At 36.7% G+C, this 15518-nt stretch carries 14 protein-coding genes; 2 read left to right on the forward strand and 12 right to left on the reverse strand.

What is annotated here, in order from left to right; all coding sequences use genetic code 11:
* Positions 1-285: 285 nt before the first annotated feature.
* On the reverse strand, positions 286-2127 hold the full coding sequence (locus ACOWPH_RS26305) for a tetratricopeptide repeat protein (RefSeq protein WP_015213061.1): 1842 nt from the start codon (positions 2125-2127) through the stop codon (positions 286-288).
* A 194-nt stretch (positions 2128-2321) separates the two neighbouring features.
* Here ACOWPH_RS26305 and ACOWPH_RS26310 point away from each other — a divergent pair, with 194 nt between their 5' ends.
* Entirely contained in the window at positions 2322-2600 is a 279-nt protein-coding gene (locus ACOWPH_RS26310; protein ID WP_015213062.1) for a hypothetical protein, read from the forward strand.
* Here ACOWPH_RS26310 and ACOWPH_RS26315 read toward each other — a convergent pair.
* From ACOWPH_RS26315 to ACOWPH_RS26350, 8 genes are all read right to left on the reverse strand, one after another.
* Positions 2595-3182: a Uma2 family endonuclease gene (locus tag ACOWPH_RS26315; RefSeq protein ID WP_015213063.1), complete on the reverse strand. Its 588-nt coding sequence runs from the start codon at positions 3180-3182 to the stop codon at positions 2595-2597. The genes ACOWPH_RS26310 and ACOWPH_RS26315 overlap by 6 nt on opposite strands.
* A 28-nt stretch (positions 3183-3210) precedes the next feature.
* Positions 3211-5673, reverse strand: a complete 2463-nt coding sequence (locus ACOWPH_RS26320; RefSeq protein WP_015213064.1) for a restriction endonuclease — start codon at positions 5671-5673, stop codon at positions 3211-3213.
* Between the two features lie 108 nt (positions 5674-5781).
* Positions 5782-6708, reverse strand: coding sequence for a phosphodiester glycosidase family protein (locus tag ACOWPH_RS26325; RefSeq protein WP_015213065.1), 927 nt, complete (start codon positions 6706-6708; stop codon positions 5782-5784).
* Between the two features lie 293 nt (positions 6709-7001).
* Positions 7002-7427, reverse strand: coding sequence for a hypothetical protein (locus tag ACOWPH_RS26330; RefSeq protein ID WP_015213066.1), 426 nt, complete (start codon positions 7425-7427; stop codon positions 7002-7004).
* A gap of 510 nt (positions 7428-7937) precedes the next feature.
* Positions 7938-9194, reverse strand: coding sequence for a DUF4912 domain-containing protein (locus tag ACOWPH_RS26335; protein WP_015213068.1), 1257 nt, complete (start codon positions 9192-9194; stop codon positions 7938-7940).
* Positions 9195-9761: 567 nt separating this feature from the next.
* Positions 9762-10757, reverse strand: a complete 996-nt coding sequence (locus ACOWPH_RS26340; RefSeq protein WP_015213069.1) for a glycosyltransferase — start codon at positions 10755-10757, stop codon at positions 9762-9764.
* 180 nt (positions 10758-10937) lie between these two features.
* Positions 10938-11591, reverse strand: a complete 654-nt coding sequence (locus ACOWPH_RS26345; RefSeq protein WP_015213070.1) for a DUF6391 domain-containing protein — start codon at positions 11589-11591, stop codon at positions 10938-10940.
* 527 nt (positions 11592-12118) lie between these two features.
* Entirely contained in the window at positions 12119-12394 is a 276-nt protein-coding gene (locus tag ACOWPH_RS26350) for a helix-turn-helix domain-containing protein (RefSeq protein WP_015213071.1), read from the reverse strand.
* A 431-nt stretch (positions 12395-12825) separates the two neighbouring features.
* Here ACOWPH_RS26350 and ACOWPH_RS26355 point away from each other — a divergent pair, with 431 nt between their 5' ends.
* A complete protein-coding gene (locus ACOWPH_RS26355; RefSeq protein WP_015213072.1) occupies positions 12826-13803 on the forward strand; it encodes a carbohydrate kinase family protein in 978 nt (325 codons plus the stop codon).
* Here ACOWPH_RS26355 and ACOWPH_RS26360 read toward each other — a convergent pair.
* The 3 genes from ACOWPH_RS26360 to ACOWPH_RS26370 are packed head-to-tail and all read right to left on the reverse strand — an operon-like array spanning position 13800 to position 15487.
* The gene (locus ACOWPH_RS26360) at positions 13800-14564 is read right to left on the reverse strand and encodes an HIRAN domain-containing protein (RefSeq protein WP_015213073.1); all 765 of its coding nucleotides are present in this window, start codon (positions 14562-14564) and stop codon (positions 13800-13802) included. The two genes, ACOWPH_RS26355 and ACOWPH_RS26360, sit on opposite strands and share 4 nt — an antisense overlap.
* 11 nt (positions 14565-14575) lie before the next feature.
* Entirely contained in the window at positions 14576-15118 is a 543-nt protein-coding gene (locus ACOWPH_RS26365) for a hypothetical protein (RefSeq protein WP_242043107.1), read from the reverse strand.
* Between the two features lie 15 nt (positions 15119-15133).
* A complete protein-coding gene (locus ACOWPH_RS26370) occupies positions 15134-15487 on the reverse strand; it encodes a hypothetical protein (protein ID WP_042464571.1) in 354 nt (117 codons plus the stop codon).
* Between the last annotated feature and the right edge of the window lie 31 nt (positions 15488-15518).

Consider the following 15518-nt stretch of genomic DNA (forward strand, 5'->3'; position numbering starts at 1 on the left):
CAGTTACTGCAACGTCTCTACTAAGGGTCTTTAATATCGTCAGGACTCACGCACTGAAACGGGAAGCTGTCATTCTGAGTGCAGCGAAGAATCTCTCCACAACTTAAAATGCCTATTCTACCCTTCTCAACTAGGCTGAGTGCGTAAATTCTAAACGTATATTTATAGTACTTAATATTTATGAAATAGTTCTTCCTTATCAAAATCGAGCTTATCAGATTTTAAAGCTGAAGTCAACACCCTCACTCATACTTTTGGCAAACGAGGACTGGGTTTAATTACAAATTACGAATCTTGATATCTGGTTAATAATTGGGGAAGATAATCATACCCATCAACACCGATAACAGAAATCATTTTAGGGCGATTTTGTTGAAGTAGAAATTGGAATTTATCTACCCCAACTTGTCCTTTTATTATGGTCAATAAACCTGCGGCTTGTCGCCACTCATGGGAAGAAATTTGCTCTAGCAGATACATTCCCAGACTACCAGTATAAACAGCCTTTTCAAAATTGAGGAGATGATAATAAGCTTCGGCTAAATAAGCTAAATTACGACCTTGGAGATACAAATCACCAGAGACTTGTGCAGTTTTAAAACCTACCTCTAAATATTTAATTGCTGCTTCGTTTTGTCCAATTACTAAATAGGCAATACCTAAACTGCTAAAACATAAAGCTTGACTTTGAACATCACCTGATTTTTCGGCTAACTTTAAACCTTGTTCAAGATAATTAATTGCCGATTCATAAACTTCTGGTTCAATATTTTCCAACTGCTGGGCTTGCATAACTTCGCTATAACCTAAATTTACCAGCGCGTTAGTTTCTCCAGTTTTATCACCTGCTTGTCTACTTAAAATTAATGCCCTTTGACTGTAGTTAATCGCTTCTGCATAATTTTTTTCTTGGACATAGGTACGACTGAGATGATTAAGATTAGCAATTTCACAATAGCTATCCTTGGCATTTCTGGCTATTTCTAAAGCTTGCTGATGAAAATTAATTGAACGCGGATATTTGCCTAAAGCACGTTGAGAATATCCTAAAAGTGTCAAAATTCTGGCTTTTTCCTGAGTTCTCTCCACCGAACGTAGAGGTTCATCTAAATAATCTAAAGCATCTCGCAAAGAACTACCAGAAAAAGAAGCAAAAATCCCACCGTAGAGGGGGAAATAAGGACGCTGGGCAAAGGTTCTTAAAATCTGGAGCATAATTTGTGAAGCTCCATTGCTGTAAACTATTCCTTGGGTTTGAAAAGCATTTGCGAATTGACTCCAAATTACTGCAAAGGTCAAAAATGTAGAAATTGATAATTTTGGGCCAGCTTGGATATCATAAGCTTGTTGGTCAAACCAACTAACTAAACCCCGTTGTAAAAATTGTAAAACTATTGCTAATTCTACCCAATCACTGAGGGTAATATTTTGTTGTTTTTGAACAAATTCAATTGCAGATTGTTCAAGTGCTAAGGTGCGGAAAAATGCTGCGGGGAATTCGCTTTTGACTAACTTTGCCCAACTTGCCCAAGGACCACTTTCTCCGGGTACACCACCAAATCCTAGAGAACCTTTTTGTTCATACATCCAACTCAGTAGGTTTTCTTGGATACGTTGCCAAGAAGCGACACCACGAGTAATTCCTGTTGATATTTGCGCTAAATCGGAATTAGCTTCACCAAACTGCTGTAAGGATTTGGCTAATTGCTGTAATTGAGATAAATTTAATTGATATTTTAAATTAGGGTCGGTTAAACGCAAAAATACGGCTAAACGCTCGTCATTACTGGCAATGGTAATTTCTCGGACTGCGAGAATTATAGCTTCCGTGGCTTTGTTTTGCTCTTGCCAGCGTTGCCATTGTGTTTGAATGGTTTTAATTGCTCTTAAACCACGTGTGGCTTTAGACTTTTTTAGTTCGTCTTTTTCACTATCTACTTGGGTTTGCAGGGTTGTCAAGCGATCGCTCAAAGCTAACTCAAACACTTCCCCTGTGCCGGAAGTAATACCTTTGAGTAACATTTGATATACTTGCTCTACAGAGCTAATCTTACCCTTGAGAGTAGTTTCGACAATTTCATCAATTAAAGCGAGATAATGCTCGCGCAGAGGTAGGGAATCTGACACTTTAGCTAATAGAGTACATCACAACAATTCTAATTGTAGTAGGACTGAGAGTATTACAGATACATAATTTGTGCCACCTAAATTAGCTACCATCTATATCAAATGAGGCAACAGTATCTAAACATTGTCAAATTTTTGACTTTTCCAAACTTCATGAGTATGGTTTTTTATCATAACTTATTTAGGATTGCTATATGAAACAACAATCAGAAACAAGTATGAATATTAGGTTGTGGCTAACCACTGCCTGTAGTACGATAGTCTCCATTGCTGCTTTATATTTTGGTCTAAATCATTCAAAATTTTGCTTTAAGCAAATGCGTTATTTAACTGACACAGAAAAAATTCAAATGGCATTCAATTATCACAGCAGATGCGTAGGTTGGGTTGAACAAAGTGAAACCCAACATTTACAAGTTTTTGAAGTTTTGGGTTTCATCTCTCAACCCAACCTACAGTATTACTACTTATAATTCTTCAGATTTAAAATCTACCTTTTCATAAATATCAGCCAGCGAAATTTGACAAGGAATAGAAGCTAAGTTTAAAGAATCGTTAATATCTTCATACTCTAAAAACATCCATTTTTTATGATCAGTTTTAACGTATTGCTCAACGTGAATTGTGTATTGATCAATTAAAATATATTCTTGAAAATTAGCAATTGTCCGATAAGCTGCAAACTTTTCATCTCTATCATAACCTTTGGTAGATTTTGATAAAACTTCAGCAATCATCACTGGATTAGTAATAGTGTCATTTCTTCCCTCTTCCAACACTAGGGGAGTTTGGACAACCATTACATCAGGATAAGTATGAATCCGTCGTTTAGGAATCCAAAGCCGTTGGTCAGTATAATAGACTTCGTAAGGCTGACGCTTGAGGGCAAAATGTATGGCAACATATAAGTTACCAGCTATTTTATTATGATTTGGTGTTCCGCCTGTCATGGGGATAATTAATCCATCAATATATTCGTGACGTAATTCTGAATTTACCTCAAATTCTAGGTATTCTTCAGGTGAATAGTAGTGTGTTTCTTGTGCAAGAGTCATGATCTTTATAGCCTCAATTGCAGGTTGTCTATTTATGGCTTAATGGATCTAATAAATCTAACAAGCTTGGGTGTCCTGGAGTGACATAAGATTTAGATATTTTCGGTTTGTCAAGGTCACATTCAGAAGCTTTACCTTTCTGTTTCCCGTATCTAGGTCTAATAGGTCTTGCTATTAACCAGGTTTGCCTTTTTTCTAATAACCCTGTAAACCAAAACCATGAAAGCATTTTGCTAGTATAGTCTGTTATGGATTCTGGCTTGACACTACCTTGCTCATAATATATCTTTCGCAATAATTTTTTGAAATCATCCTCCCAAATATATTGATCTGGTATAAGATTTTCATAAATTTCTCGGATAACAATGTGATCCTCTATTTGATCAGCTAAATGTTCAGCAAGTTCATAATCCTGTAAATTAATTAAATTTTCCGGAGCAATTATTTTATTGCTTTTTGTATCTTTTTCTACCTGAAAAAAATTTTGTAAATCCTGAATAGCATTATCAATTGTACTTTTCTTATATTTAGTTATTTCCACCAATTCTAATGAAGTTGTAGTAGAGTTGATTAGCCTAAAAATTCTCAGTAAAGTTGAAATTTTTGTTCTAGGTCTATAAGTTATAGTAATTTTAGGCAAAGTTCCATCTATAATAAAATCCCTAAAAATATCCCAATATATTTTATAGTTGTTTCCAGTTTCAATTATTATTTTTGCTTTTATAAGACGATTAATTACATGAGAATTAAATTTATGGCACACTTCAATCTTAGGAACTGGAGATTGTTTGGCAATATATTCTAAGCAATTAGAATGTTCTGGATTGTTGTTTATGTATCTTTGAATATCAGACTCAAATATTTTTTCGATATCAAATTTAGTAATTAACTTTTTGTTTCCTGAAGATATTTGTCTTTGATCAATATTTTGATTGTAAATATCACCACATAATTTCTTGATTAACCAAGGTAAATTATGACAATTTTCAGATAACCATTTTTTTATTTTTGGATCTAAGCGTTTACCATTTTGGCTTAAATATTCTGAAAATCTATCAAGTAGTTTCAATGAATCCTGATATGAGAAATTATCGAATTCAATATCTTTTCTGATTTTTCCTAATTCTTGCCAAATGTGATATCTAGGATCTTCCATTGGAATATTAATATCAGTTCTCCAGCAAAATCCTAAAATTATATTTTCTTTTAAGCTATCAATTTCATAGCCTAATCTCTTAAATATATTAAATAGAGATGATAAATTTTCTTTAATTATTATTTCCTCAAATTGATCAAAAAATATAATTAATACTCGATTATTATTTTTGAGATTATCAAGAGCTAATTGAATTGATTCAGTAGAAAAAAAGGGAGGTTCAAGGATAGTAGATATTTTATGATTTGGTAGGTCAATAAATTTATCATTAATAGCTGTCTGTAATGCTTTGGTAATAACTCTAGGAATAAAAAGCGTTGACTGAGAAGGATCAACACTTGTAACATCTACATGATATATGTAGAAACTATTTTGATATTCTGGGATAGAGAAACAATCTGACGCTAATTTCAACAATAAAGACGATTTGCCAATACCTGTTATTCCTGGAAAACAAACAACTCTCAGTTTTGTTTTTTTATCTCTGACTTTTTTGATAAAATCCCAAAACTTATCCTGAGAGTTAATCATGCCAAAGAAATCCTCTGGACGACAAGGACGATGGTAATCATCAAAACTATCTGCTTCATTAATTTCTGAAATTGTTATGTCAATATTTTCTACAGGTGCGTTGTTTTGTAATATATTTTTACCATCATTAACAACAGCAATATCAAGACTAGCCCAATAAAGCTCGTGTTGGGAAAAATATTGTTTCCATTCATCTATAGACCAGTTGTTATTTGTAGTTGAGAAAATAATAATCCTATAGACATCACCGTCTTGACCAATTTCATCAGCTATCCAGACAAAATCTCTAGAGTGAGTTAATAATAAGGTCAGTTTTTCAATTTTGGATTTATCTATATTAAATTTTCCAAAATCAGGTGATTGAATGTTATAGATTTTGATAAATAACTCAACTAACTTATCTGTCCCCAAAAATTCCAAATAATATTTTTTGTTTTTTGTATCTTTGTTTTTATGTTTTTCTATTACTGCCTTTGCTTTTGGAGTTAGCTCCGAAGTTGAGATTAAGTAAGCATATTCTACTTCTTCATCTTCTGCCTGACCCATTAACTGGTGTATTATACTAGGAGAAATATTCTTTTCCTCAAATTTACATTCTACCAATCCTCTTTTTTCCGTTATTAAGTCTTTAACATATATATCAGTTTGCATACCTTCAAATTCAATATCACCTATTACTTGCCAACGAAGTTCACTGAATAAAGGTTCTACTATCTTTTCCCAAAACTTTCCTTTTTTATTATTAGTCCATGTCTTAGGAACGACAACTTTCAATTTTTTCTTAATATTTAGTATGTTACTCATCGTTAAGATGCTTATTTATATAATAATTACATTATAGTACAAAAAGATTGTAAAGAAAAGAGGCAAAAAAAGATTATTAGTAAACTTTGAGTTTCCCCATTATCTCTTTCACTTCTTATAAATCAAAAACACCGAACCAATTGGCCCAAAGTTTTCCAAATAGATTTTATTGTTATAAAACAATCCCGGAGACATACCTCCATCAAATAACATCCCCTCTTGAATTCTTCCTAAACAATTGTTTTTAGCAATTCCTTCTAAGACATCATCAAACTGACTTGGTAGTAACTCTTTATTAATTGCAGAAGTTTGAATACTAGAATTAGCTTTCACATCATTAACTAACAAAATCACATAACCTTTACTAGTAACTGCTACCATAGAGCGATTAGTTGCACCTTTACAAGCAAATTCTCCTAAGGCTTGACAAATATCTTTAAACTTACCTTGACGGTAGAATCTACCATTACCTCCCACTAAATTGTAATTAAGAATATTCGCTCCTCTTCTGCCAGTATCAATAGTAGCTCTACGTTCCCTGGGGTTTCCCCCTGATATCCCAAAGGAAGAACGTTTGTTTTTAAATGCACCAGAATACTCTATCCCACGAGATATATTTAAACCTTGGGGTTTATTAACAGTATCTATATAGTCAGCATTAATGGCTGCAATTGGTGATTTACCATTTAATTTAGAATTTCCATCTGATATTAATTGACTAAAATATTTGGGTATATATTCTTTGCGAAAGTTTCCTCTGCCATCTTTAGCGTATATTTTATGAGCCAAACCAACATTAACTTTAAAATCTAGTTCTGCTGATTTAGGATTAAAAATAATCACATGATTGATCCCTCTAGAATATCTTTCACCTTTATTATTAGTCTTAAAAAATTCAATACTAAACTGAGAATTATTACCAGGACAATTAGTGGATGGTTTTGGTGCTGAATTAGCTACCATATCCTGACAACCTAATAATAAACCAGCGCTAATTATGGGAATAGATATCAAAAATAATTTATTTGTGTTCATCTGTGTTTATCTACGGTTATGATCACATAAAAAAACGCTACAGAATTACTATAGCGGGGATTATTACTGGACATAACAAATCAATCATTGAATTTCTTGCCTTATAGCAATTCCCAAGCTCATAAATACACCCCACCCGCGCTGTCGCGCACCCTCCCCTTACCAAGGGGAGGGTTGGGGAGAGGTAATTTTGTATCTAATTAGAGTGGGAAAGGCTATATCATCCTCTGTAATATCTTACCTGCTAACTGTCCGATACCAAAAAATGACAGTAAATGAATTCACCGTCTTCTTTAATCTTTTGGCCTCAGCAATTGCTCTAAAATTCTCTCCAGTCTCTCTATAGCAGCATTTGTTGATTGTTGGCTATCTCTTAATTCGAGAACTACATTATTTACTACAGCATTACGCGCTTTGCCTGTATCCACAAAATCGTCAATTTTGTAGCTTAAGCGGTCAAACTGCTCATCTACTTTGACAATAAAGTTGTCAACTTTTTCGCCCATGACTTGAACTGTTACGGATAACCCGTTAAGCTGTCTTTGGGTGATATCTTGTCTTTCTGATAGCCTGTCAATGCGATTATTAGCTAATTCAGCATAGGAAGCGGCTGATATCAAAAGCTGTTTGGCAGTCTCAAACTCATCATCTAACTGCTGTAGGTGTGAGTCGATATTGGTTAGACGGGTGTTGGTGTCTACTGGCTGTGGGTTGGTCATGCCGATTGTTGCTGGCTGTACGTGCGGCTAACTTGCTTTCTGGTCTTGAGGTTTGTAGCTCTTAACTGCTCGTGTAATTATCCGTTCTACAAGATTGGATAATGTACGGTCTTCAACATTTGCAATACTTTCTAGTTCTTCCCGTAGTTCATGTGAGCAAGTAAATGTAATTTTTGCCTTTTTAGTTTGACCCATAACTTCAGAAACTATAGATACCTTAAGGTTACATTCTCGCTCAGTCAAAAACCAAATATTTTAGAAGCTAGTAGAATTTATAGATAACTTCAGAAGCTATAGATAATATAACGATAGATAAGCCAATCAGACAAGTATCTGTCAGCGATCGCTTACTAATCCCCTCATAAATATTGGTATCAACAGATGTTGCGGCTCGCAAAGCAGGTTTTTAAGTACATATCATAAAAAAATCCGCTACAGAATGACTATAGCGGGGATGATTAAAAATTGCAGTTATGGCGTAATGTAAAATTCAATGGGTAAATTCAAAATTTACGCAAGCCATTCCAGAACGGCTTCTTCTTTAGTGTTGGTATTGCGAGATGGTGTTTCCCGCTCAAACTTCATGTGAATAGAACGGCTTTGTTCACCATCAGCAGCAACAGCCAAAATTGGGTAATCAATTACACCATCTTGGAAAGACATTTGGAAACGGAATGTACCATCTGAATTGAGTTGAATGGGACGGCCACCAATAGTTACAGTTGCATCTGGTTCAGTTGCACCATATACAATCAATTCAGCGTCAGCAATTAACCAGAACTGACGAGGACGTACAGGTACTGCGGAAGCAGAGAAGCCAACACCAGACATACCCACACCGGACATAGTTAAACCAGATACGGTAGGAACTGCCCACATACCCACACCAGATGGGAAAACGTAGGAACTGATAGCTTGTTCTGGACGTGCCGAACCGGGTACTTGTTGCATCGAACCAAATAGAGAACCTGCAACTCGTTGAGCTTCAGCAGATTCTGCTAAACCAAAGATTTGGTCATAAATGGGGTTGCCATTTGCAGTTCCAGCTGCTGCTGCTGTGGTAGCAATTTTCTTAGCTGGGGGAACTAGTTCGTACTTAGTCGTACCGCGCAATTCTTCTTCAAAGTCTACGGTGATGAAGACATCTTCAATCCAGTCGGAAGGATAGACGGGAGGAATGTGGACTCTTGCAGAACGAGCTAATACCAACCAACTACCATCTGCGGTACGATAACCGATATCAATGACGTAATCGCGATCGCTTACCGGAATGGGTAAATACCATTCTCTTGCTAGTTCATCAGCAGGATATTCCTGGATACTGTGGGGGCTTTGATGTTCGATATTAATGTCAGTAACATCATAAATCCGCAATGCTAGTTGCTGTCCGCCTTGACGGCGTAGTTCTTCTCTGTGATCATTGGGAATATCCCAGTATGTATAAGCCCATTGAGGATCACGAGGTAATAGAACTATACGGCTATCACCGTAACCCGCTGGTAAATCGGCAAGTGCCTCATCCACATCAGCGAGAGAACCACCAGTACGATCTTCCTGACCTAATTCAAACTTTGCTGCTTCCACGGTCTCCTGTGCCTCCAGTGAACGAGATGGACTAAGCGAAACTTTGTTGCGCTGGACTTCTTGAATTGATGCCAGCAGTTGAGATTTACGCATTCGGCTATAGCGAGAAATGCTGTATTCACTAGCAACTTTACGAAGTTGCCGTAATGTCATCTCCTCTAGCGGGGGGCGTTCTTTTGCCATTTATTTGGCCTCCAGTAGTGGTAAAGGTAAATGATATCCCTGGGTTATAAAATGTCATCTATCCCAGATGAATTTCTTATTCCTGACTCCTGGTTTTGCCCAGTTTATAAGTGTTTTAGTTTGTTTTTAAATGGAGATACACGACTTGCTTAATTCCTAGTCTTGCCGTCATTAGCATTTCTTCGGGATCAGCGGCGTGCTTTCGTTAAATAGATATTAACCGGTAATCATGCCTAGTGAGCAAGGGGTCTGAAGACGGTTTTTCGCCTGTTTGACGTATTTATCAGCCCTTTGGGGATCATTATGTCAGGAAACAATGACATAAATAGTTTTTGGGGAAACATTTATCAAGATTTCATGACATTGATATCCAAAAGCTCAAATCCCCGACTAATTTAAGAAATCGGGGATCTGGTTACTCAGACAAAATTTAGTGGAAAATTCTTGTGCTGTCAGGGTTTTACTGACAACTATGGTGTGTCAGACTTCATAAATGCTGCAAATAAACAGATATTTAATATCTGACGCACCCTACAAAGCAAGCCAGTTGCGTCAGTCCTGTTTGAATTACGAAAAATATTTTTGTTTTATTTTACCATATACTCTTTTTATAAATAGTTTTGTTAAACGCAATTTTGTTAAATCTGGAATCTTGAAAGAGGAATGAATTTTGTAATCAAAAAAATCATTGATCTCCGTTAAAATTAATGTAAATCTATTAATGATATTTTCACCACGGTACTCTGACAAAATTTCTGGTGATAAAGTTAAATAAACTGGAGATGCTAGAGATTTAAGAATACGTTGTACATCATATTCTAGAGAGTATCCAGCAATTTTATAACAATTAAAGCCAGGATCTAAATAATCAGAAAGTCCGCCATTAATACTAGAAAAAACCTGACACCCACAGGCAAGGGCTTCCATTGGTTGTAAGCCAAAACCTTCACTAACGCCTTGTTGCGCCCAATATTCAGCAGAATCATAAAGATAAATTTTAGCTCGGTTGAATAATCCTGGTAAATCTTCGATATAAGAATCAACGACAAAAACATTACATTTTTTCTGCAATGCGGGAATTAATTCTTTGATTAAATATTCCGAAGATTTTCGAGTTTGAACTAAAATATCAATATCTCGCTCAAGATGCAAATTTATAAATTCATCAGCGATTTGATTAGGTAAATAATAAATTAAAGAATTAGGTGATTTTTGCCCCCAATATCCCATCGTGTTACGGCTGACTGTCATGATGGGAATATCTGACGGTAGCTTGAATTTATAACCAGCAGTGTGAGCATGATAAACCACATTATATTTTTGCAGTTTGGGCGCTAGTTTAGCGATATCAAATCCCCAACTAATGATAAATATCACATCATTCAAGTTGTTTTCTTTGAGTAGATCATCAAGAAATAGTTTATCTTTTTCTCTCTGTCGATAAGTAACAACATCAGCATGACAGACCTGTTGAGCTAAACTAACTGTTTTCAACTCTGCCCAAAGACCACCACAGGAAAATTTTTTATCTGTACCAGGAACTAAAAAATAAAGTTTTCTCATCAGAAAATTAATATAAGCAGTATTCACTTGAAGAAGATACAAAATTTACGGTAAAAACCACACAGAAAAAGATTTTTATTCCTGTACGGGCGAAGCATTCGGAAAATAGCCTTTGCCAAAAACTAATAATTGATCGCCCGAATGCTTCGCCCCTACTACTCCTGAATTTTGCCATAGTATTTATCCACACCATTTTACTTTAATAAAATGCGCTTCACGTCCCCAGGAATCGCGGGTGCGGGTAATATTTTCAGTTTCTAGGTTAAATGGGATAGCTGTTGTTAGATAACGTTGGGCTATAAAACCTAAATCGGGTGCAAGTTCAGATGCTGTTGTAGCGGCTAAACCTAAGCCTATGAGTTGTTCAACTGGTCGGAATGGTAACAATAAATGCACACCTATAGCCAGTCCAGCAGTTAAAAGCATTGCTACAGATAAATTTGTACCGCAACGGGGATGAACGGCTAAATCCCATTCTCCACTGGTGAGACGATGTTGGGCTAGTGTTACCGCACGTCGCAAATGACTTATATTCACGTCACCATAGAGATAAAATCCATGTTCTGTGGACAAACCGCCCAATAATTCATTATCCAATTGCACATTAGTGGGTTTTCCTGGATGAGAATAAGCGCTTTTAGTTTCACTGAGAACCCAAACAGTAGCGTGTTCTAGGGCGTGAACCTGACGCAGCATCAGAATTTCTTGTAACCCCGGTAAAAAAGATAGCTGTTTGAGTAATTCAGCATCTTGTTGGCAATGTGGTGCTGTAAAGTCAAGGTTAAAAAAGTTAAAGGGAGATGAGGTATCTGGAAAAGAAGTAGGAGTATTCATTTTCCCCCAGCTGATAAATCAACATAGATTTCTTTCCAATGTAGCGCTTGCATCGCTGTCTTATTGCTAATTTTTGTGGATAATTTTTTGAACAAGATGAAGGCAAGGGGAAAAGAGTAAATAAAAACTATACCCTTTTCCCCTTATGCTTTCCCTGACTTCTGAATAAAGTCTATAGCCTTTTCCAATCTAGTTAGATACAAAATTACCCCTCCCCAACCCTCCCCTTACCAAGGGGAGGGTGCGCGACAGCGCGGGTGGGGTGTATTTCATGAGCTTGGGAATTGCTATATTGATTCTTTGAGCTTTTCCTCGGTTATCTGTTGTGCTGAATTCTAGGAGGAATTCTGATATACAAGTTCCGAGAGTGGAAAGAAAGTTGATTCCTTAGCGTCAACTTTCGCTTAAGTGAAAGTTGCAGAACTTGTGGTAGAGGTTCACACTGAAAAATAGGAGTGAGGAGGAGAACAATCAGTAAACCTCAAAATTGACTTTTCAGCATACCAGATGGGAGTAATAGCAATCGACTAACCAATGGTTTCATCGTTATGGATGGGGAGGGTACAGCAATTAACATCATTTAAGCAAACTTTACCCCATTGTAAAGCCCAGCGAACCAAAGCGACTCGGTTGTCTGTTTTAGTTTTGGTGAGAATGTTGCTGATATGGTTATCTACTGTACGTTTGCTAATCTCCAGTTTTCCTGCAATTTCTTGGTTAGTTAAGCCTGCGGCCACTAAGTCGATAATTTGCAGTTCTCTGTCTGACAGACTAACAGGGGTCTGAGACTCATTAGCAGCCATGACTTATTTATTTCTCCCTTGGTATATGTACTCAATCGCTCTTTCTAATTCTAAAAGATTCTCTCAGAGGCAGACATTACAAATGTTCCGAGTAATACCAAAGTCCATATTTTCTTTGGATTTGATCTGGAGTTTTATCTAACCCATTAAATATTTTGTATTAATGGGTACGTTTTAGCATGAAAATTCTCTTGTCTACAGAGGTAATAAATTTGGGAATTTAAAAGCATATACACTCTATTTAGGCATAAAAATTGCTATTGTATTCTATGACCAGCCCTTCGGGATGTGAACAGGTAATATTCTTGTGAATGTCTAGAGGTGAATTGACTACACCTTTAAGAGTTTTGAACTGCTTGAAAATCTCTACGGCTTTAGCCCAGAGAGAAGTCAAACATATTCTTAATCCCAAGTCGTGAATCAAAAATGAGATGAGTAATCCCCGTGTTTTGTGCCTTGGCGAAGTTTTGTTTGATTGTTTAGCTGATCAATTGGGGCTAAAGTTGCCAGAAGTGCAGTCTTGGACTCCCTATCCAGGTGGAGCGCCTGCTAATGTGGCCTGTGCTTTAGTAAAGTTGGGAACGCCAGCAGGATTTATTGGTGCGGTGGGAGAAGATGAACCTGGTAGCACTCTGGTGAAGCTGTTACAAGATGTAGGCGTGGATACGACGGGTGTGCAACGTCATCCTACAGCACCAACGCGACAAGTTTATGTGATTAGGGATTCGGGGGGCGATCGCACTTTTGCCGGATTTGGTAAATATGATACTTCAGAATTTGCCGATACCCGTCTTCAAGCTAAACAACTGTCACTTTCGCTGTTTGATGAAGCAGAATTTTTGGTAGTAGGAACTTTAGAATTGGCCTATCCTGAAAGTGAGCAAGCTGTTTTGCGAGCCTTAGAGTTAGCAGAACAATATGACCTGAAGATTATTCTGGATGTAAATTGGCGACCAGTATTTTGGCAAGATGAAAATACAGCCAAGTCCAAAATTCAGGCGTTATTGAAGAGATTTGATTTTCTCAAATTGACTAAGGAAGAAGCCCAATGGTTATTTGATACCACAGATCCAGGAGCTATTACTTATCGACTAAATTCATTGGAAGGTGTTTTAGTCACAGATGGTGAAAATGGTTGTGCTTATTGTTTAGGTGAAAACGAGGGCAAATTACCTGCATTTTCTGTACCTGTCGTTGATACAACTGGTGCGGGAGATAGCTTTTTGGCTGGGTTTATCCATCAATTATATCAATCTGGGATTCAAAGTTTGAGGGATGGAGAAACTGCAAAACGAGTTATCACCTATGCCAGTGCTGTGGGGGCGCTAACTACTATTAAACCAGGTGCGATCGCATCCCAACCTACCCCTGCTGAAGTTGATGCTTTTCTAGCTACCCATCAACTTTAGGTCGTTACATATTCAGCCGGGATGTCAGCTACTATTGGTTGATATTCCTGGCTGGAAAATGGACGAAAATCATCACGCCATTCTGCGGTCAAACTACATAATAAACGTAGCTGAAGTGGTGCTGGTACTGGATTGATGCGCTCAACGTATACTGTTAGAAGTTCTGAATTTTTGTTGTTTAGTTTAAAAACATCATCTACTATATAGCGGGGACAATAACCAACAATATGATGATCCTTCGTACATAAAAGCAATGCACGCGAGTCATAGGGATTTTGAAATTCGTGAGCTAAATACAAAACTTCTTGGGTTTGTAATTGATTAATTCTTTCGATTGTAGATGGGGGAAAATGCCGCAAACCATGAGCAAAAAAATGAATTTTGTATAAACCATTTTCATCAGGTTCTGGACAAGGGAAAACTTCATAATGATCTGTTACTTTACGTCCTCCAGAACGAGAAAGAATAGCCATTGGATCATCTTCGTTTTCAGGTATATTCAGCCATTGAATACAATCTTTATAGTCTGGTCGAGAAGTTTGCATCACTCGGTTATAAAATAATGGGAATAATTCAGTTGATGTATAAATCCTGTGCAAATCTGGGAACGAATATACTAGGTTGAACTCACATTTATCTTGTGCTTGTTTAGCTCCTTGAGTATATACGAAAGTATATTGTGTTCCATCAAATGTTAATCTCCCTACAGGAAACCAAGCACGAGTTGTCGGATCTTGCCAAGCCAAAAAAAGAGTTTTCATAGATAAAAAATTCACTGTAAATTTAGCAGTTCTTTTTGATTTAATTCTAGTATTTTATGAGCAAATTCTATTGCTGGTATGGATATACGGTTTTTGGGAATACGCATAATACTTTTTAAAGTATCATTACTGCTAATTTCTGCCAATCTATCAAGCCAAATTTTTGCAGCATTTGGATAACGTTTTTTTACTTCACAAAAAACATCCAAATTTCTGAGGCGGTGTGTATTACCAATGGGAGAATAAAAAACAGAATAGCATTTTTGGGCATAGGCTTTAACCGAAAAACCCTGATCTTTTGTGGTTAATCTTTCTTCCCGTTTGGAGTCAGGTTCGTTTCTACCAAGACTAGAACCATGATCATAAGTTGGTGATAAGTAAATTCTATCTTTAACACTGATAAATGCCCAGTTTTCATGGTGTCGATCAGTATTACCTATCCACGCATCTAACAGTAAGTATCCGACAAAAGTATCAATTGCAGTATTAATTCCTTCTGGTGGTATCCATTCTATTGGTAAGTTAAGCAAAGTAGCTTCAATGGTACTGAACACATTATCAATTGTGTGTTAGGAATGATCTTTTGGATGTTGTGGATAGTCAGGTAATTTTTGAGCGAGAATTTCCCTACCAGTAATCAGAGTGCCGTTTTTCCATTCTCCTCGTAAAAATGAGGGTGAAACAGTACCTTTTTCTCCCCTGTATATAGCTAATTCCTGTTCAGCATGGGGTAGTCCCAATAATTTGCACAATTCAGTAGCAATTTTCTCCGCCCAATCTTCTCCAGTATTTGGTCTAGCTTTTTTAAAGAGACAACGACTAAGGTTATCGTCATAGAACCAGAACTTTATTCGTGTTCCCAAATCCTCAATCTCCTGAGAGGCATCTAGCGGAACTTCAATGATTGGAAACAGATCTGACATGATTTATCATGACGGCAAACACATACTATAG

Source organism: Anabaena sp. PCC 7938, assembly GCF_049315035.1.
GTDB classification, from domain to species: domain Bacteria; phylum Cyanobacteriota; class Cyanobacteriia; order Cyanobacteriales; family Nostocaceae; genus Anabaena; species Anabaena cylindrica.